This window comes from Enterobacter sp. KB-280D8, from assembly GCF_041399405.1.
Taxonomy (GTDB): Bacteria; Pseudomonadota; Gammaproteobacteria; order Enterobacterales; family Enterobacteriaceae; genus Enterobacter; species Enterobacter cloacae_N.
The window spans coordinates 169,776-186,671 of record NZ_JBGKEC010000007.1 but is presented as its reverse complement, the minus strand read 5'-3'; the positions used below and the strand labels follow the sequence as shown (position 1 = coordinate 186,671).

General features: G+C 56.3%; 14 protein-coding genes. 7 read left to right on the top strand and 7 right to left on the bottom strand.

Annotated elements, in window-relative coordinates; all coding sequences use genetic code 11:
• Positions 1-32 precede the first annotated feature (32 nt).
• Positions 33-1,319, top strand: coding sequence for a dicarboxylate/amino acid:cation symporter (locus tag AB8818_RS18165; protein WP_028014754.1), 1,287 nt, complete (start codon positions 33-35; stop codon positions 1,317-1,319).
• A gap of 226 nt (positions 1,320-1,545) precedes the next feature.
• On the top strand, positions 1,546-3,039 hold the full coding sequence (locus tag AB8818_RS18160) for a pitrilysin family protein (RefSeq protein WP_116342858.1): 1,494 nt from the start codon (positions 1,546-1,548) through the stop codon (positions 3,037-3,039).
• 87 nt (positions 3,040-3,126) lie between these two features.
• Here AB8818_RS18160 and AB8818_RS18155 read toward each other — a convergent pair whose 3' ends face one another.
• A complete protein-coding gene (locus AB8818_RS18155) occupies positions 3,127-4,056 on the bottom strand; it encodes a sugar kinase (RefSeq protein ID WP_192983799.1) in 930 nt (309 codons plus the stop codon).
• 229 nt (positions 4,057-4,285) lie between these two features.
• Here AB8818_RS18155 and pdeH point away from each other — a divergent pair, with 229 nt between their 5' ends.
• On the top strand, positions 4,286-5,059 hold the full coding sequence (pdeH, locus tag AB8818_RS18150; RefSeq protein WP_192983795.1) for a cyclic-guanylate-specific phosphodiesterase: 774 nt from the start codon (positions 4,286-4,288) through the stop codon (positions 5,057-5,059).
• Positions 5,060-5,124: 65 nt separating this feature from the next.
• Positions 5,125-7,167 carry an AsmA family protein gene (locus AB8818_RS18145; RefSeq protein WP_192983793.1) on the top strand — a complete coding sequence of 681 codons (2,043 nt, stop codon included), beginning with the start codon at positions 5,125-5,127 and terminating at the stop codon, positions 7,165-7,167.
• Between the two features lie 73 nt (positions 7,168-7,240).
• On the opposite strand, the gene AB8818_RS18140 is transcribed toward AB8818_RS18145, so the two are convergent.
• The 3 genes from AB8818_RS18140 to AB8818_RS18130 form a co-directional block, all read right to left on the bottom strand.
• On the bottom strand, positions 7,241-8,563 hold the full coding sequence (locus AB8818_RS18140) for an MFS transporter (protein WP_116342850.1): 1,323 nt from the start codon (positions 8,561-8,563) through the stop codon (positions 7,241-7,243).
• Positions 8,564-8,823: 260 nt separating this feature from the next.
• Positions 8,824-9,849: an inner membrane protein YhjD gene (yhjD, locus tag AB8818_RS18135; protein WP_192983791.1), complete on the bottom strand. Its 1,026-nt coding sequence runs from the start codon at positions 9,847-9,849 to the stop codon at positions 8,824-8,826.
• A 51-nt stretch (positions 9,850-9,900) separates the two neighbouring features.
• The gene (locus AB8818_RS18130; RefSeq protein ID WP_151413439.1) at positions 9,901-10,800 is read right to left on the bottom strand and encodes a LysR family transcriptional regulator; all 900 of its coding nucleotides are present in this window, start codon (positions 10,798-10,800) and stop codon (positions 9,901-9,903) included.
• A gap of 119 nt (positions 10,801-10,919) precedes the next feature.
• On the opposite strand from AB8818_RS18130, the gene AB8818_RS18125 reads away from it, so the two are divergent.
• Both AB8818_RS18125 and AB8818_RS18120 read left to right on the top strand, forming a co-directional pair.
• Positions 10,920-11,678 carry an SDR family NAD(P)-dependent oxidoreductase gene (locus AB8818_RS18125; RefSeq protein ID WP_166712748.1) on the top strand — a complete coding sequence of 253 codons (759 nt, stop codon included), beginning with the start codon at positions 10,920-10,922 and terminating at the stop codon, positions 11,676-11,678.
• Positions 11,679-11,851: 173 nt separating this feature from the next.
• On the top strand, positions 11,852-12,454 hold the full coding sequence (locus AB8818_RS18120) for a response regulator transcription factor (RefSeq protein ID WP_163331100.1): 603 nt from the start codon (positions 11,852-11,854) through the stop codon (positions 12,452-12,454).
• Here the strand turns inward: AB8818_RS18120 and AB8818_RS18115 are convergent.
• Entirely contained in the window at positions 12,433-12,771 is a 339-nt protein-coding gene (locus tag AB8818_RS18115; RefSeq protein ID WP_192983789.1) for a lysozyme, read from the bottom strand. The two genes, AB8818_RS18120 and AB8818_RS18115, sit on opposite strands and share 22 nt — an antisense overlap.
• Positions 12,772-12,842: 71 nt before the next feature.
• Entirely contained in the window at positions 12,843-13,382 is a 540-nt protein-coding gene (locus AB8818_RS18110) for a GNAT family N-acetyltransferase (RefSeq protein WP_192983787.1), read from the bottom strand.
• Between the two features lie 147 nt (positions 13,383-13,529).
• On the opposite strand from AB8818_RS18110, the gene AB8818_RS18105 reads away from it, so the two are divergent.
• Positions 13,530-15,119: an STY4199 family HEPN domain-containing protein gene (locus AB8818_RS18105; RefSeq protein ID WP_192983785.1), complete on the top strand. Its 1,590-nt coding sequence runs from the start codon at positions 13,530-13,532 to the stop codon at positions 15,117-15,119.
• 59 nt (positions 15,120-15,178) lie between these two features.
• Here AB8818_RS18105 and AB8818_RS18100 read toward each other — a convergent pair whose 3' ends face one another.
• Positions 15,179-16,828 carry an alpha,alpha-trehalase gene (locus tag AB8818_RS18100; RefSeq protein ID WP_116342834.1) on the bottom strand — a complete coding sequence of 550 codons (1,650 nt, stop codon included), beginning with the start codon at positions 16,826-16,828 and terminating at the stop codon, positions 15,179-15,181.
• Positions 16,829-16,896: the final 68 nt, after the last annotated feature.

The window sequence follows — 16,896 nt, the reverse complement described above, 5'->3', positions numbered from 1 at the left end:
AAGCCTGTGGTTTTTCTTCCCAAGGACACCCTATGAAAACCTCACTCTTCAAAAGTCTTTATTTCCAGGTCCTGACAGCCATCGCCATCGGTATTCTGCTGGGGCACTATTACCCTGAACTGGGCGCGCAAATGAAACCGCTTGGCGACGCGTTCGTTAAGCTCATTAAAATGGTCATCGCCCCGGTGATCTTCTGTACGGTGGTAACGGGCATCGCTGGCATGGAAAGCATGAAGGCGGTTGGCCGTACCGGTGCAGTGGCGCTTCTCTATTTTGAAGTGGTCAGTACCCTTGCGCTGATTATTGGTCTGGTCATCGTCAACGTGGTGCAGCCTGGTGCGGGTATGAACGTTGATCCCTCTACGCTGGATGCCAAAGCCGTCGCGGTCTATGCCGAACAGGCGAAGGATCAGGGCGTGGTGGCCTTCCTGCTGGACGTTATCCCCGGCAGCGTCATCGGCGCCTTCGCCAGCGGAAACATTCTACAGGTGCTGCTGTTTGCCGTGATGTTTGGCTTCGCCCTGCACCGTCTGGGCAGCAAAGGCCAGCTTATCTTCAACGTGATTGAAAGCTTCTCGCAGGTCATCTTTGGCATTATCAATATGATCATGCGCCTGGCGCCGATTGGTGCCTTCGGTGCGATGGCCTTCACCATCGGCAAGTATGGCGTCGGCACGCTGGTGCAGCTGGGTCAGCTGATTATCTGCTTCTACATCACCTGTATTCTTTTCGTGGTGGTGGTGCTGGGCTCCATCGCCCGTGCGACTGGTTTCAGCATTTTCAAATTCATTCGCTACATCCGCGAAGAGCTGCTGATTGTTCTGGGAACCTCCTCTTCAGAATCGGCGCTGCCGCGTATGCTCGATAAGATGGAAAAGCTCGGGTGCCGTAAATCGGTGGTCGGCCTGGTGATCCCGACAGGGTACTCCTTCAACCTTGACGGTACCTCGATATACCTGACGATGGCGGCCGTGTTTATCGCCCAGGCGACCAACAGCCATATGGATATTTTCCATCAGATTACCCTGCTGGTAGTGCTCCTGCTGTCGTCTAAAGGGGCTGCGGGCGTTACGGGTAGTGGCTTTATCGTACTGGCGGCCACCATTTCCGCTGTGGGGCATCTGCCGGTGGCGGGTCTGGCGCTGATTCTTGGTATTGACCGCTTTATGTCTGAGGCGCGTGCCCTTACCAACCTGGTGGGTAACGGCGTGGCAACGGTGGTGGTCGCGAAATGGGTGAAAGAGCTGGATCACAAGAAGCTTAACGACACGCTGAATAATCGCGCGTCTGATAGCAAAAATCCTGGTTTAACCTCCTAATCTTGTCACAATTGCCCGCATTCCCTTGTCGGGATGCGGGCTCCTGCGCATAATAACTGTTCATACCTGTCATAATTCGACAAGATTTTTTTTGGGTATATTTCACTTCGGACCGTGACGTTTTGCCGAACGCGCGGTCTAATCGACGTGTTTTCATCGTCATCTTTTAGAGTGCAGCGCGTCGCGAGACACTCTTTTTAACCAGGAATGTTGATCAGGGGTTCACATGCAGGGCACAAAAATTCGACTCTTAACCGGCGGTTTGCTGATGATGGCAGCAGCCAGTTATGTGCAGGCAGATGCGCTCCAGCCAGACCCGGCCTGGCAACAAGGCACGTTAGCGAACGGTTTTCAGTGGCAGGTGCTATCCACCCCGCAGCGGCCCAGCGATCGTATTGAAATCCGTCTGTCCGTTAATACCGGCTCCCTTACGGAAAGCACTCAGCAAACCGGTTTTAGCCATTTTATTCCCCGTCTGGCGCTCACGCAGAGCGGCAGCCTGCAAGCGGTTCAGGTGCGTTCGTTGTGGCAACAGGCCATCGATCCGAAACGCCCCCTTCCTCCGGCCGTGGTCTCCTATGACTACACTATGTTTAACCTGAGCCTGCCAAATAACCGTAACGACCTGCTTAAAGAAGCCCTTACGTATCTCTCTGATGCCTCTGGCAACCTGGCGATTACGCCGGACACCGTGAACTATGCGTTGAGCAACGGCGACATGGTGGCGACCTGGCCTGCGGATACCAAAGAGGGCTGGTGGCGCTACCGTCTGAAAGGCTCAACGCTGCTGGGGCACGACCCGGCGGAGCCGCTGAAGCAGCCGGTGGACGTTGAGCAGGTGAAATCGTTCTACCAGAAATGGTACACCCCGGACGCGATGACGCTGATCGTCGTCGGCAATGTGGATAGCCGCGCGGTGGTTGAGCAGATCAACAAAGCGTTTGGCGATCTGAAGGGCAAACGCGAAACGCCAGCCCCTGTCCCGACGCTCTCTCCGCTGCGCGCCGAGCCTGTCAGCATTATGACGGACACCGTGCGTCAGGACCGACTCTCCGTGATGTGGGATAACGCCTGGCAACCTATTCGCGAGTCCGCAGCGCTGCTGCGCTACTGGCGTGCCGATCTGGCGCGTGAAGCGCTGTTCTGGCACGTTCAACAGACGCTCAGCAAAAACAACGTGAAGAACATTGGCCTTGGCTTTGACTGCCGCGTGCTGTTCCAGCGTGCGCAATGTGCCATTAACGTTGAATCGCCGGGCGATAAGCTGAATGCCAATCTCGGTGTGGTGGCGAAAGAGCTGGCAAAAGTGCGTAAAGAGGGGCTCTCTGAAGAGGAGTTCAACGCGCTGGTTGCCCAGAAAAAACTGGAGCTGCAGAAGCTGTTTGCCACCTACGCTCGTGCCGATACTGACATTCTGATCAGCCAGCGTATTCGCTCCCTGCAGAACCAGGTTGTCGACATTGCGCCTGAGCAGTACCAGAAGCTTCGTCAGGACTTCCTGAACGGTCTGACCGTGAATATGTTGAATCAGGATTTACGTCAGCAGCTGTCGCAGGATATGGCGTTGATCCTTCTGCAGCCGAAAGGCGAGCCGGAATATGACATGAAGGAACTTCAGAAGACCTGGGATTCCATTATGGCTACCGCGCCGCAGCCGGCGCAGGCAGCCACGGCTGACGATCTCCACCAGGACGCGACGGATATTCCGCAGGGGCAGTAGACCCCTCACCCTAACCCTCTCCCCATAGGGGAGAGGGAACGATAAAAAACCTCTCCCCTTTGGGGAGAGGGCCGGGGTGAGGGGAGCCTAAACAGGCATCGCCTCGCGCGGAATAATCGCCCCGCGATACTGAATCACGGTGCTGGCCGTCAGGTGCCCACGCTGTGCCGCCGCTTCCGGCGTTCCCCCCGTCAGGCGTACCGCCAGGTAACCCGCGCTGAAGGAATCCCCCGCTGCGGTGGTATCAATCACTTTCTCTTTGGGCAGCTTCACCGCAGGGACCTCAACCACCGTTTCACCCGCAATCGCGACCAGGCACGACTCCGCACCACGCTTAATCACCACTTCGCTCACGCCTGCTGCGTGCGTACGGGCAATCACGTCATCGACCGGCTTCTCACCCCACAGGGCGTCTTCATCGTCGAGCGTCAGGAAGGCGATGTCCGTGCACTGAAGCATCTGCTGATAAACCTGCTGCGTCTCTTCGCGGCTGGCCCACAGGCGCGGGCGGTAGTTGTTATCGAAAATCACCTTCCCGCCGTTGGCGCGGCATTCGCGCAGCAGCGAGAGAAGCTTTTCGCGGCTGGCCGGGCTTAAAATCGCCAGGCTGATCCCACTCAGATAGAGATAGTCAAACGTCGCCAGCTCTTCGCAGATGGCTGCGGCAGCATCGCTCTCCAGCCAGAATTTGGCCGCGGCTTCGTTACGCCAGTAATAAAACGTGCGTTCGCCGGTGCTGTCGGTTTCGATGTAATACAGCCCAGGCAGGCGGTTTTCCATACGCTGGATCAGCGACGTTTCAACATGTTCACTCTGCCAGGCTTCCAGCATCTGCTGGCTGAAGCTGTCCGTACCAAGAGCGGTGATGTAGTTCACGGCGAGTGCTTCAGGCGCAACCTGACGGGCAATGTAAACGGACGTGTTTAACGTATCGCCACCAAATCCGCGGCTGACTTCCGCGCCTTTTTGGGACAGCTCAATCATACATTCGCCAATCACGGCAATTTTTTTGGACATAGTCATGAACCTGAACAGAAGAATTTTCAGCAGTGTGCGCTGAGTGAATTAGATGGTCAACTATATTAAAACGACGTTCCATTATTTTATTTGAGCCAGCGCGTGTTCCGGCAAATTTCTGTCATCTTAATTTCATTTTCACGGTGAATTGAACATAAAGTTCTCAATTATCGCGCCGATAACCCAGTGACGAGTCCAGAAAGGGCATCCCAACAACAGGACATCTGAAATGAAGTCAGAGCAGGTTATCCAGCGGCTGAGCACTACGCCTGAGGCAAGTATTGAGAACTTGCAGGAGCATCGCTACTGGCTGCAATGCGAGCGTGCGTACACGTATCAGCCGATCTACCGAACGGACGGTCGACTGATGGCAATTGAAGTTTTGACCGTCGTCACGCACCCGTCAAACCCTTCCCAGCGTATCGCGCCGGATCGCTATTTTGCCGAAGTTGCCGTTCGCCAGCGTCTGGACGTGTTGGAAGAGCAGCTCCGTATGCTGGCGACAAAACAGGCCTTTTTCGAGCAGCATACTATCCTCGCCTCGGTTAACGTGGACGGCCCGACCCTGCTGGCGCTGCGTCAGAACGCGAAACTGCAGGAGCTGATCGCCACTCTGCCGTGGCTGCGCTTTGAGCTGGTGGAGCATGTTCGCCTGCCGCAGGATTCCTCTTTTGCGTCGATGTGTGAATTTGGTCCGCTGTGGCTGGATGACTTTGGCACCGGTATGGCGAACTTTTCGGCCCTCAGCGAAGTGCGCTATGACTACATCAAGGTGGCCCGCGATCTGTTCATCATGCTGCGCCAGACCCCGGAAGGACGGAATCTGTTTACGCTGTTATTGCAGCTGATGAATCACTATTGCCAGGGCGTGATCGTTGAAGGCGTGGAAACGCTGGAAGAGTGGCGTGACGTGCAAAACTCTCCCGCAGCGGCAGCGCAAGGCTATTTCCTCTCTCGCCCCGTGCCGATGGATCTCCTCGAAAGCGTCAGAACGACCCTCTGATAACCCCGCTTCCCTTTGTCTGGACTATAGTTTTACAGGACAGGTCATCAGGAAAGGGGATAACAATGACAAAAACAACCAGGGTGATTTCCTGGACTACAGGGATTTTCTTGTTGTTGATCGCAATCGTCGTCGTCATTATCGCGACGTTTGACTGGAACCGCCTTAAGCCGACCATCAACCAGAAAGTCTCCGCTGAGCTAAACCGTCCCTTCGCCATCCGAGGCGATCTGGGTGTGGTATGGGAGCGTCAGAAAGAGGAGACCGGCTGGCGAAGCTGGATCCCCTGGCCCCACGTCCACGCCGACGACATCATTCTCGGCAACCCGCCGGATATCCCCGAAGTAACCATGATCCATCTGCCGCGCGTGGAGGCCACGCTGGCACCGTTAGCGCTGCTGACCAAAACCGTCTATCTGCCGTGGATCAAGCTCCAGCAGCCCGATGCGCGCCTGATCCGCCTCTCTGAAAAAAACAATAACTGGACGTTTAACCTTGCCAGCGACGGTGAAAAGGATCCAAATGCTCAACCCTCATCATGGTCATTCCGTCTCGACAATATTCTTTTTGATCGCGGGCGGATCGCCATCGACGATAAGGTCAGCAAGGCGGACGTGGAGATCCTGGTCGATCCGCTGGGCAAACCGCTGCCATTTAGCGAAGTCACGGGCAACAAAGCGAAAGACGATAGCACCAAAGCGGGTGACTATGTCTTCGGCCTGACGGCAAAAGGGCGCTACAACGGCCAGCCGCTGACCGGGCAAGGGAAAATCGGCGGCATGCTGGCGCTCAGGAGCGAAGGCACGCCGTTCCCGGTGCAGGCGGATTTCCGCTCGGGGAACACGCGCGTGGCGTTCGTGGGCACGGTTAACGACCCGATGAACATGGGGGGCGTCGACCTCCAGCTCAAGTTTGCCGGTGACTCGCTGGGTGAATTGTATGAACTGACCGGCGTACTGCTGCCGGATACCCCGCCGTTCGAAACGGACGGGCATCTGGTTGCCAAAATCGACACCGAAAAATCGTCCGTTTTTGACTACCGGGATTTCAACGGCCGCATCGGCGACAGCGATATCCACGGCACGCTGACCTACACCACCGGAAAACCACGGCCGAAACTGGAAGGGGATGTCGAATCTCGCCAGCTTCGTCTGGCCGATCTTGGCCCGCTGATTGGCGTGGATTCCGGAAAAGGCACCAAATCAAAAGAGGTCAAAAAGGACGTTCAGCCTGCGGGTAAAGTGTTGCCTTACGATCGCTTTGAAACCGACAAATGGGACGTGATGGATGCGGATGTGCGCTTCAAAGGGCGTAAAATTGAGCATGGCAGCACGCTGCCGCTGAGCGATCTGTCGACGCATATCATCCTGAAAAATGCCGATCTGCGCCTGCAGCCGCTGAAGTTTGGCATGGCGGGCGGGACGATTTCCTCCAACATTCACCTGGAAGGCGATAAGAAGCCGATGCAGGGACGGGCGGAGATCCAGGCGCGTCGATTGAAGCTGAAAGAGCTGATGCCGAACGTGGAGCTGATGCAGAAAACCCTCGGTGAAATGAACGGCGATGCGGACATTCGCGGGGTGGGGAATTCCGTGGCGGCGCTGCTGGGCAGCGGCAACGGTAACCTGAAACTGCTGATGAACGACGGGCTGGTCAGCCGCAACCTGATGGAGATCCTGGGGCTAAACGTCGGTAACTTTATCATCGGGCAAATCTTTGGCGATGATGAGGTGCGGGTGAACTGCGCAGCGGCGAATGTGGATCTGGTTAACGGCGTGGCGCGTCCGCAGATTTTTGCCTTCGACACGGAAAACGCGGTGATTAACGTGACCGGTACTGCCAGCATGGCCTCGGAGCAGCTGGATTTGACCATTGACCCGGAAAGTAAGGGGATTCGTATTATTACCCTGCGCTCGCCGCTTTACGTGCGCGGGACCTTTAAAAATCCGCAGGCGGGCGTCAAGCCCGGACCGCTGATTGCGCGTGGCGCGGTGGCCGCAGCCCTCGCGACGCTGGTCACCCCGGCCGCCGCGCTGCTGGCGTTGATCTCGCCGTCAGAAGGCGAAGCGAATCAGTGCCGGACGATTTTGTCGCAGATGAAGAAGTAAGGTGCGGCCTGTTTTTGCTTTCTCCCTCTCCCTGTGGGAGAGGGGCGGGGTGAAGGCATCAGGCCGCAATAAATTACAGCGCCTGATGCTTAGTCTCGTGCGTCAGAAGCAGGGCAATCAGCGTCAGCGCCGCCATGGCCGCCAGATACACCCCCACGTAGAACAGACCATAATTTGCCTGCAGCCAGGTGGCGATATACGGCGCCACGGACGCGCCCAGAATGGAGGAGACGTTATAGGAGAACGACGCGCCGGTATAACGCACTTCCGTCGGGAACAGCTCCGGCAGCAGCGCGCCCATCGGGCCGAAGGTCAGTCCCATCAGGCTCAGGCCAATCAGCAGGTACGCCATCACCAGCGCCGGGTTACCTGAACTCAACAGCGGCGGGAAGACGAACAGAGCAAACAGAATGATCAGCGTGGTGATCGTAATCATGCTCGCACGACGGCCGAATTTATCCGCCAGCAGGCCGGCAATCGGTACCATCACGCCAAACCCAATCACCGCCATCATCAGCATCCACAGCACTTCGTTACGCGGCAGGCCCAGCCCTACCGGCGCGGCGGCGGTGCTGTAGGTCATGGAGTACACCGTCATGATGTAGAACAGCGTGTAGGTCGCCAGCATGATAAACGTGCCAAGCACGGTTACGCGGAGGTGTTTGGTCAGCAGGGTACCCAGCGGCACTTTTACCTGTTTTTTCGCCGCAGCCACTTTCGCAAACACCGGCGTCTCATGCAGGGAAACGCGGACGTACAGGCCAATCAGCACCAGTACCGCCGAGAAGACAAACGGAATACGCCAGCCCCAGCTCATGAACTGTTCGTCCGTCAGCAGCCAGGAGAGCAGCAGGAAGGTCCCGTTGGCAAAGAAGAAGCCAATCGGCGCGCCAAGCTGCGGGAATGAACCGTACAGCGCGCGTTTACGCGGCGGGGCGTTCTCGGTCGCCAGCAGCGCCGCGCCACCCCATTCACCACCCAGCCCCAGACCCTGACCAAAGCGCGCCAGCGCCAGCAGAACCGGCGCCAGAATGCCGATGGTTTCGTAGGTCGGCAGCAGGCCAATCGCCACGGTGGAGATCCCCATCGTCAGCAGCGAGGCCACCAGGGTGACCTTACGACCAATGCGGTCGCCAAAATGTCCAAACAGCGCAGAGCCAATCGGACGCGCCACAAACGCGATAGCAAAGGTCGCCAGAGACTGTAGCGTTGCCGCCGTCGGGTCTCCCTGCGGGAAGAAAATATGCGGAAAAACGATGACCGCCGCGGTGGCGTAAATGTAAAAGTCGAAGAACTCAATGGCGGTGCCAATTAGCGATGCGACGACGACTTTATTGCGCGAGTTTACCGGGACGTGTTCCGAACCAGAGTCGAGTGTTGTGGCTGTTGATTGCATAATATTTTCTTATTTTTGTCGAACGAAAGGCCATATTACGCACAGCAAAAGCGACATTTCAATCTGTAACAAAGCCGCGTTCTGGTGAAAAAAGCAACAAAAAGCGGATAATGTTCAGGCCAGCCAAAATGCTTCCATGAAATGCTTCACAGTTTTTAAATATTGGTGGATAAAACTGGTTTTCGGTTAAATAAAAGTTACGGACTGGATTTATATGCTGAAATGATGAGTCGGGCTGAAATATCAGCCCGAGAGCGGAGTTAGCGGTGTGTTTTTCCGGGCATCCGCGTGTCGCCTTTGTACTCGGCGGTGGCAATCCACGCCGCGCAGAACAGGGTCAGGCGGGCGAAGAAGTAGAAGAAGGCCATCAGTCCGAGCACAGAGCCAAACGCCGCGCCGGAGGGGGATTTCACCAGCGACGGCAGGGTATAGGTCATCACGATCTTAATCACCTCAAAGCCGATTGCCGCAATCAACGTGCCCCGGAGCAGCGCCTTCTTGCGCGGACGATGGCGAGGCAAGCGCCAGAAAATCCAGAAGAACAGCAGGTAGTTGGCGAAGATAGAAATCGCCAGCCCGATGCCGCGCCAGGCGGGCTTCAGCCATTCGATGTAATCAAGATAGAGCGCAGAGATAATCATCTGCTGCGCTGAACCGGCAACAGAGGTGATCGAGAGCGTCACGACCAGCGCGACGAGCAGACCTATCAGCGAAACAAAGTCGCGGAAATACTTAATCCAAATTTTCTCCTGATCCTGAGGCGTGCGCTCCCACACGTCGCGCGACTGGGCGCGAATGGCCTCGCGGAGGTTGCCCATCCAGTTAACGCCGGAATATAGGGCGATCAGCAAACCGACGATGCCAACAGTAGTACGCTGCTGAACGGCGGTATTGATGGTGCTTTTCAGCGTGGTGGCGAGGGTCGGATCACTGACGTTATTCAGGATCTTATTGAAGATATCCTGCAGCAGCGTCGGGTGCGACGCGAGCACAAAACCGGCCGCTGCAAACGACACCATCAGGATGGGGATCATCGACAGGAACGAAAAATAGGTGATCGCGGCACCGAACTGGTTCCCCATGCGGTCATTAAAGCGTTCGGCCGCACGTATCAGATGCGCAACCATGGGAAACTGCTGAATTCTCTCCGCCAGGCTGGTGACGGTGCCCAGCGCCTTGCTGGCGGTACCGGGGGCTTTAGCCTCTTCTGGCTCGGTTTCCATCTTCTTGATGGGTTCATAATCTAAATGTTGGGTGGGTCGTTGCGGGTTATTTTCCGGCGTCACGCGTCTTTTCCTTTTTCGTTTGGCTGGATGTTACTGAATTATAGCTTGCGACTAATCCACGTAAGCTTTTGTGAGTTCGGTTAGCCACTCCATAAACAGATGAACCCGGCGAGAGAGGTTGCGCCGGTGGGGGTAAATCAGGGAGACAGGCATCGGTTCCGCGCGATACTGCGGGAGGATCTCAATCAGTTTCTTCGCGCGCAGCAGGTCGCGTACCCCAACGCGCGGGGCCTGAATGATCCCCAGCCCGGCAAGGCAGGCGGCCTGGTAAGTTTCCGTGCTGTTTACGGTTAGCACCCCGCCCGTTTTTATCCACTGCGTCGTGCTGCCGTTATAAAATTCAAAGCCCTGAGGGCGACTTCCCAGCATCGCGGCGTAATGAATCACGGCGTGCGAGCCTAAATCGTCCAGCGTGTCGGGGTAGCCAAAACGCGCCAGATAATCCGGGCTGGCACAGTTGATCACCGACAGCTTGCCCAGCGGACGGGCAATCAGCCCTGAGTCCTTCAGGGAACCCACGCGGACGACGCAATCAAACCCTTCGCGGATCACATCCACCAGGCGATCACTGCTGCTGAGCTCCAGTTCGATACCCGGATACTGCTGTAAAAAAGCAGGCAGTTTGGGGATGACGACATTTCGAGCAACGCCGACGGGCATATCCACGCGGAGCCTTCCGCTGATGCTGGAGGGATCGTGCTGAAACATACCGTCGAGTTCATCCAGGTTCGCCAGCAGATCTTTTGCCCGTTCGTAATAGACCATGCCGTCCTGCGTCAGGCTGACGCGGCGCGTGGTGCGGTGCAGTAGCTGGGTGCCAAGCCGGTTTTCCAGAGCCTGGATTTGCCGGGAAACGCTGCCTTTCGGAAGCGTTAATGTCTCTGCCGCGCGGGAAAAACTCTCCAGTTCCGCGACGCGAACAAACAGCTGCATTGCGTGAATTTTATCCATAGATGAAGCTCATTGTTGTTTGTACTGAAACAGTGAAGCGTTATTGCCCATCTTTATTGATCTTCTATCACCTAATAAGCTCTTTCTCAATCTCCATAACAGCCAAAACGAGGTTTATGATGACTGAACGTATCGCATTAGTGACGGGTGGTAGCCGTGGATTGGGTAAAAACGCTGCGTTAAAGCTGGCGGCAGACGGCACGGGAATTATCCTGACCTACAATCGCAGCCAGCAGGAAGCGCTGGACGTGGTGCGCGAAATTCAGGGAAAAGGCGTCAAGGCGGCGGCATTACAGCTCAACGTCGGTGATATTGCCAGTTTCGAAAATTTTGCTCACCAGCTTCAGGAGATCCTGAGCAGCGTCTGGCAGCGTGAAACCTTTGATTATTTATTGAACAACGCCGGAACGGGTTTATACGCACCCTACACCGACACGACGGAAGCCCAGTTTGATGAAGCGCTGAACATTCACTTCAAAGGGCCTTTCTTCCTGACGCAGCGCCTGCTGCCCCTGCTTAACGACGGGGGGCGGATCCTCAACGTCTCCAGCGGACTGGCCCGCTTTACCCAGCCAGGTTCAGGAACCTATGCGGCCATGAAAGGGGCGATGGAAGTGCTCACCCGCTATCAGGCGAAGGAGCTTGGGGCGCGCGGAATCTCCGTCAATATTATCGCGCCAGGCGCGATCGAAACCGACTTTGGCGAGGGACGCGTGCGCGACAACGCGCAGCTTAACCAGATGCTGGCGTCACAGACGGCGCTGGGGCGGGTGGGGCTGCCGGACGATATCGGCGATGCTATTGCGGCCCTGCTCAGCGACAGGTTGGGCTGGATGAATGCGCAACGTATTGAAGTGTCAGGCGGTATGTTCCTGTGATGTCTGATGTTAAGGGGAGGGAACCCCTTAAGGAAATCCTTAATATGGATGTGTCAAAATACGGGTAAATATAAAAACCACTGGCGGATTTGTAACCTCTGCATTCATTGAGTTTTTTCTTAAATTGCGCCTCTGTAGAATCCCCCTTCGCTATTCTCAGAGGGAGAAATACGATGCGAGTAATCATGTTTGACAGGCAGTCGATATTTATTCATGGAGCGATACACGGTTTGCGGAAATTAATTCCTGAAATAAATATAACGGGGACTTGTCAGGCAGACGATTTATGGGCGCAAATATCCGCGTCACCGTCTGCTATCGTCATGATTGACGGCAATTTAATTCAGGATGAGGAGAGTTCTTTCCTGGACGAAATCATGCATCGCTTCCCGTCGGTACGGGTGATGATGGTTCTGGCAAAAAAAGAGACCAGATGGGTTGAGCAACTCATGCAGCGAAACGTGATGGCTATTATCCCCCGTAACGCCAACCCTGAGCGGTTTGCCGCCGTGCTGGATTCCGTGTCGAGAGGGATGGTCTGCTTTCCCGGCGAGTGGGTCAGCCAGCAATCGTCAGCGCAGGCGTTACTCTCGTTGAGCGAGCGTCAGCGAGAGGTTCTGAAGCTGCTGGCGGCGGGTGAATCAAACAAAGAGATTGGCCGCAATCTCAACATCAGTGCGGCCACGGTAAAAGCACATCTGGAAGCGCTTTTTCGCCGGCTGGAGGTGAAAAACCGAACCCAGGCCGCCATGTACTATACCCGGGCGACGGCCTGAAGCACCGCTTTCGGGAGCGCGGATGCCGCGCCGAAACTTAATATCATCAGTACTACAGCGTCATGCTGCTGCTGGGTTAATGGCCCAACCCCCTTTTCCTGCAGCAGCGTCTCAACCCGCTGAATATCTTCGTGGAGTAAATATTCAGCCTGAAGAGGCGTAATAAGGCCGCGAAAATGTTCCCCTTCGCGGATCGCATGTCCGTAGCCGATTACCCATAAACCCTTTTCATCACGATATTTCTCCAGTGAAAGCCCCTGATGTTTCTTTATTAACTCAATGGCGGCAGAAGAAATATTCAGCGCATGACCTTTCATATTCGTTTCCTCTTAATGGCGATACTGTAGAGGAATCGAGGCAGGAGAAATATCCGCCAAATGGCTGTTGTTCAGGAATTTTTGTTCAGGTATTCCTGCCGCAATAACCCAAATAACCAGTCATTTTGCCAGCGACCGGAAAGGTAATAGCTCTCGCGTAGCTCGCCTTCCAGCTGGAAGCGGGCTTTTTCCAGCAGGCGCCTGGAGGCGACATTTCCTGCAGTGACGGTGGCGGTGAGCCGACGTATACCGCCCTGATGAAAAGCGTAATCGCAAAGTGCCTGCAGGGATTCGAAGCCGTAACCTTTTCCCTGTGCCTCGGGGGCAAAAAGAAAGCCTACTTCGGCGCAATCCTCCTCCCGATGAATATACCCGGTAAGGCCCAGCGGGGCCTGTGAGAGGGCGTCACGAACGACGAGGCACAGCCAGTGCGCGCTCCCCGGCGTCCAGGGCGTCAGGCGCGAATCAAACGCCTCGCGGATCGCCGCGACGGGGCGGTCCTCCGCCACAAAGCGCATGACGTCGGGATGCTGCTGCAGCGCCAGGAAAAAGGGCCAGTCTTGTTCCTGCACGTGGGTGCAGGTCAGGCGCGAGGTCATTAAAACTGGCATTGAGATTCTCCTGAAGCTTTTTAAATGATTTTAGGGTTGTCACTTTATTTCAACAGAAAGTCAGGTATGGTTAAGCGCGTATAAATAAAAAGAAAAACGGCCGTTAGTGCCCATTCCGGATGTCTTCGTTGTCGCTTAAGGAAAACAATGACTCTCAGCACATCACATCATATCCGCGAGCAGTTTGAACACTGTCTGGCGGTCATTCGCCAGGCGTCGGTGGAAATCTTGCTTCTTCTGAATGTACATGTTTCTGAGGGAAAAGATCCACGCTGGTTTCTGGAACAGCTGGACAGTGCGCGTTTAGGCCTCGGAGGATGGGCTGCGGTTGCGAAGAAGCTCAACCTGAATGATGCCGAGATGTCGGAATTTACGCTGCAGCTGCGCCTGCTGCAGCAGCGCGTCCCGCAGTATGAAAGCGGGCAGGATGTCAGCGAAAACCAGCTTATTGCGGCGATGCGGTTTGTGACTACGCTGGAACATCTTCGTCTACAGCAGCCGCTTCTGACCTACAGCACCGAGCTGGTGCCGGGTAGCGAGCTTCAGCAGCAGCAGGCGCACAAGCAGGTACGCGCAATTGAGTTAATGATTAAAGGCCTCATTCAGCAGGCCTGGCCCGATCAGGTGCGGCTCAATAATCATCTTAAAACCTTATTCAACGCTGACCGCGTACGACGCTGGCTGAAGCATGGCGAAATCAACGATGTCCTGAGCGGCATGATGTTCAGCGAACTGGCGCAGATGCTGGTGGATAAAAAAGAGTTCAGTCGCTACTACGCCTCGCTGTTTAGCGACCCGTCCATGCTGACGCTCCTGGTAGAGCCGCGCAAAACGCTGCAAACATTTCTCGACGACATCCGGCAAATCCGCAACAACATCACGGTGCAGAAAACGTTAAGTTCGGCGCAAATTCAGCTGCTGGATAACTACTACATGCAGATCTCCCGGCCGGTTCAACGCGCGTTTGAAGAGGGAAGAACGCGCGTCAACCCGGCTGGATTCATGGCGGTGGATGCCAGCGAGCTGCACGCTTTCTGGGAAAAGGCGCAAAAAATGGATCGGGTCACCGGTGGGGATCTGTTTGAAGTTCGCGACACGATTGAAAAACCGACCCAGCGCGCGCCGCGCACGCCCGAACAGCGTGAGCAGCTTATCTCCGGTGCGTTATGGGGGGCGGTTGGCGTGATGATGATTGCCATCGTGGTAGGCGGCTTCTGGCTGGTGACCAGCGGCAAACCGCAGCCTGCGGCGGAAAATACGGCGCAAGCGGCTCCGCCGCAGGAGATGCGTGAAACCCCTTCCTCGCGCGAGACGCTGACGCGCATGGGGGTGACCTGGGACGACAATAATTTCCGTTCGGCGATTAACCGCAACGATACCCGCGTGGCGCTGCTCTTCTTGCAGGGTGGGATGGACTGGAAGCTGTCATGGACCGAAGAGGCGATGTCGGCCGGCTATGACGACGTTCTGGAGCTTATGCTGCGCTACCGGCAGAACATGGCGGAAGAGAAGCCGTGTCGTCGTTTCATCAATACGCTCAGCCACGCCATGTCGAACGGCGAGTCTCTGACCTCAATACGTAAAGAGTATTTGAAAGCGTTCTGCACCGTGCCGGCCGTGGTGAAGCGCCAGAAGCACGATCTTGAGATGGCAACGCGACGCGCGCAGTCACAGCCGGATGCCACCACAAAAAAATGGCAGTCCATTCAGACCGCCATTTATGAGGTGATTCGCTGATTTATTCTCCCTCTCCCTGTGGGAGAGGGCCGGGGTGAGGGCACCAGACCGCACCCCTCTCAAGGCTCCCCATACAACCCAATCAACCGTCGCACCACGCCGTTCGTCCAGCCGAAGCCATCCTGCAGTGGATACTCCCCGCCGCCCCCTTCGCGCGGCGTACTGCTGGCGATGTGGTACTTCTCGATCAGCTTGTGGTGCGTCTTGTAGAAGTGGTTCACCGTATGCAGCCAGCTCCAGGCGATTTCATCCCCCAACGAGTCGTTGCCGTACTGTTTGAACCCCTGAATCGCCATCCACTGCAGCGGCGCCCAGCCGTTGGGTTTATCCCACTGCTCGCCGGTTTCGTATTCGGTTGCCAGAATCCCGCCCGGTGTCAGCAGGCGCGCTTTTACCGCATCAGACAGGCGCTCGGCCTGCTCATGGGTGGCCATGCCCACGTACAGCGGCACAATGCTCGCCGCGGAGAACAGCGCCATCACCTCGCGGCGCCAGTCGTAGTCGCGGTAGCAGCCGTTCTCTTCATCCCACAGGTAGCGGTTCACCGCCGCGCGGCGATCGCTGGCCTTCTGGCGGAACAGCTCGGCGGTCTCTTTATCCCCTTTCGACGCCGAAATATTGGCGATCGCGCTCTCCAGCTTGAACAGGAAGGCGTTCAAGTCAATCGGGATAAACTGCGTCGTGCGGATGCTGGCTAATCGGCCCGGCTCGCGCAGCCAGCGAGAGGAATAATCCCAGCCGGAGGCCGCACCGGCGCGCAGATCGCGATATACCTCATTCGGCGGACGACCCGAGTGGCGGGCCGTTTCCACGTCCTCAATCCACGATTCGTCGCGTGGGGTATCACGGTCGTCCCAGTAGCGGTTCAGCAATGAACCGTCCGGCATGCGTACCGCGCTGCGGTAGGCCTGATTAAGCAGCAGCGACTCCGCGCCGTCCATCCAGAAGGCATGCTCCATTTTAAGGTGCTCAAGGTAGCGTTTCGCGCCGCGCACGCCGTCCTCTTCAAACAGCTCCACCATCAGGGCAAAGACCGGCGGCTGGGAGCGGCTGAGGTAGTAGGTGCGGTTACCGTTCGGAATATGGCCGTAGCGTTCGATCAGCCACGCGAAATTATCCGCCATGCATTTGAGCAGATCGTTACGGCCGCTCTCCGCCAGCCCCAGCATGGAGAAGTATGAATCCCAGTAGTAGGTCTCGCTGAACCGCCCGCCGGGGACGATATAGGCCTGCGGCAGCGCCAGCAGGGAGGACCAGGGAATGTGATCCTGCGGTTCGCGCGTCAGGACGGGCCACAGGCTATCAATGTGCTCTTTCAGTGACAGGCCAGGGTCGGAGACATATTCAGTGCTGTAGGTTTCCGGCAGCCAGAAGTGGTTCTCCACGAACTGGCGCAGGTCAAAATCCCGGTGGCGTCTGACCTTGCGGTAGCGGATCAGGATATCCAGCGGATCCATCTTCGGCGCGCAGTCGGGGAAGGTTTTGCTGTCCGCAAACAGCCGCGTCGACTGTACGTGTTCGAACAGTTCAAGATAGCGGTCTGCGGGCGTCAACGCATCGGAGGCGGGTAGCCCCTCGATCATTTCGGGTTCCGGCTCCGCCTCAATCATCTCATCCAGTTTCAACTCGCAGGGATCGGTCTCGTAGCGCAGCTCTTCTGCAATCTCGAATTCGATGTTCTCGGTAGCCTGTAGTTTCTGGTTGAACATGGTGATAAGGACCTCCGGTTGTGTGTTCTAAAGACAGGTTTTTCCGGGCGTCTTATAAGCGTAGACAT

Excerpts from the sequence above, each read along its gene's own strand:
- AB8818_RS18125 (WP_166712748.1), top strand. The coding sequence starts at position 10,920 with ATGACTGAACGTATCGCATTAGTGACGGGTGGTAGCCGTGGATTGGGT.
- AB8818_RS18100 (WP_116342834.1), bottom strand. The coding sequence starts at position 16,828 with ATGTTCAACCAGAAACTACAGGCTACCGAGAACATCGAATTCGAGATT.
- AB8818_RS18165 (WP_028014754.1), top strand. The coding sequence starts at position 33 with ATGAAAACCTCACTCTTCAAAAGTCTTTATTTCCAGGTCCTGACAGCC.
- AB8818_RS18110 (WP_192983787.1), bottom strand. The coding sequence starts at position 13,382 with ATGCCAGTTTTAATGACCTCGCGCCTGACCTGCACCCACGTGCAGGAA.
- AB8818_RS18130 (WP_151413439.1), bottom strand. The coding sequence starts at position 10,800 with ATGGATAAAATTCACGCAATGCAGCTGTTTGTTCGCGTCGCGGAACTG.
- AB8818_RS18115 (WP_192983789.1), bottom strand. The coding sequence starts at position 12,771 with ATGAAAGGTCATGCGCTGAATATTTCTTCTGCCGCCATTGAGTTAATA.
- pdeH (WP_192983795.1), top strand. The coding sequence starts at position 4,286 with ATGAAGTCAGAGCAGGTTATCCAGCGGCTGAGCACTACGCCTGAGGCA.
- AB8818_RS18105 (WP_192983785.1), top strand. The coding sequence starts at position 13,530 with ATGACTCTCAGCACATCACATCATATCCGCGAGCAGTTTGAACACTGT.
- AB8818_RS18145 (WP_192983793.1), top strand. The coding sequence starts at position 5,125 with ATGACAAAAACAACCAGGGTGATTTCCTGGACTACAGGGATTTTCTTG.
- AB8818_RS18120 (WP_163331100.1), top strand. The coding sequence starts at position 11,852 with ATGCGAGTAATCATGTTTGACAGGCAGTCGATATTTATTCATGGAGCG.
- AB8818_RS18155 (WP_192983799.1), bottom strand. The coding sequence starts at position 4,056 with ATGTCCAAAAAAATTGCCGTGATTGGCGAATGTATGATTGAGCTGTCC.
- AB8818_RS18140 (WP_116342850.1), bottom strand. The coding sequence starts at position 8,563 with ATGCAATCAACAGCCACAACACTCGACTCTGGTTCGGAACACGTCCCG.
- AB8818_RS18160 (WP_116342858.1), top strand. The coding sequence starts at position 1,546 with ATGCAGGGCACAAAAATTCGACTCTTAACCGGCGGTTTGCTGATGATG.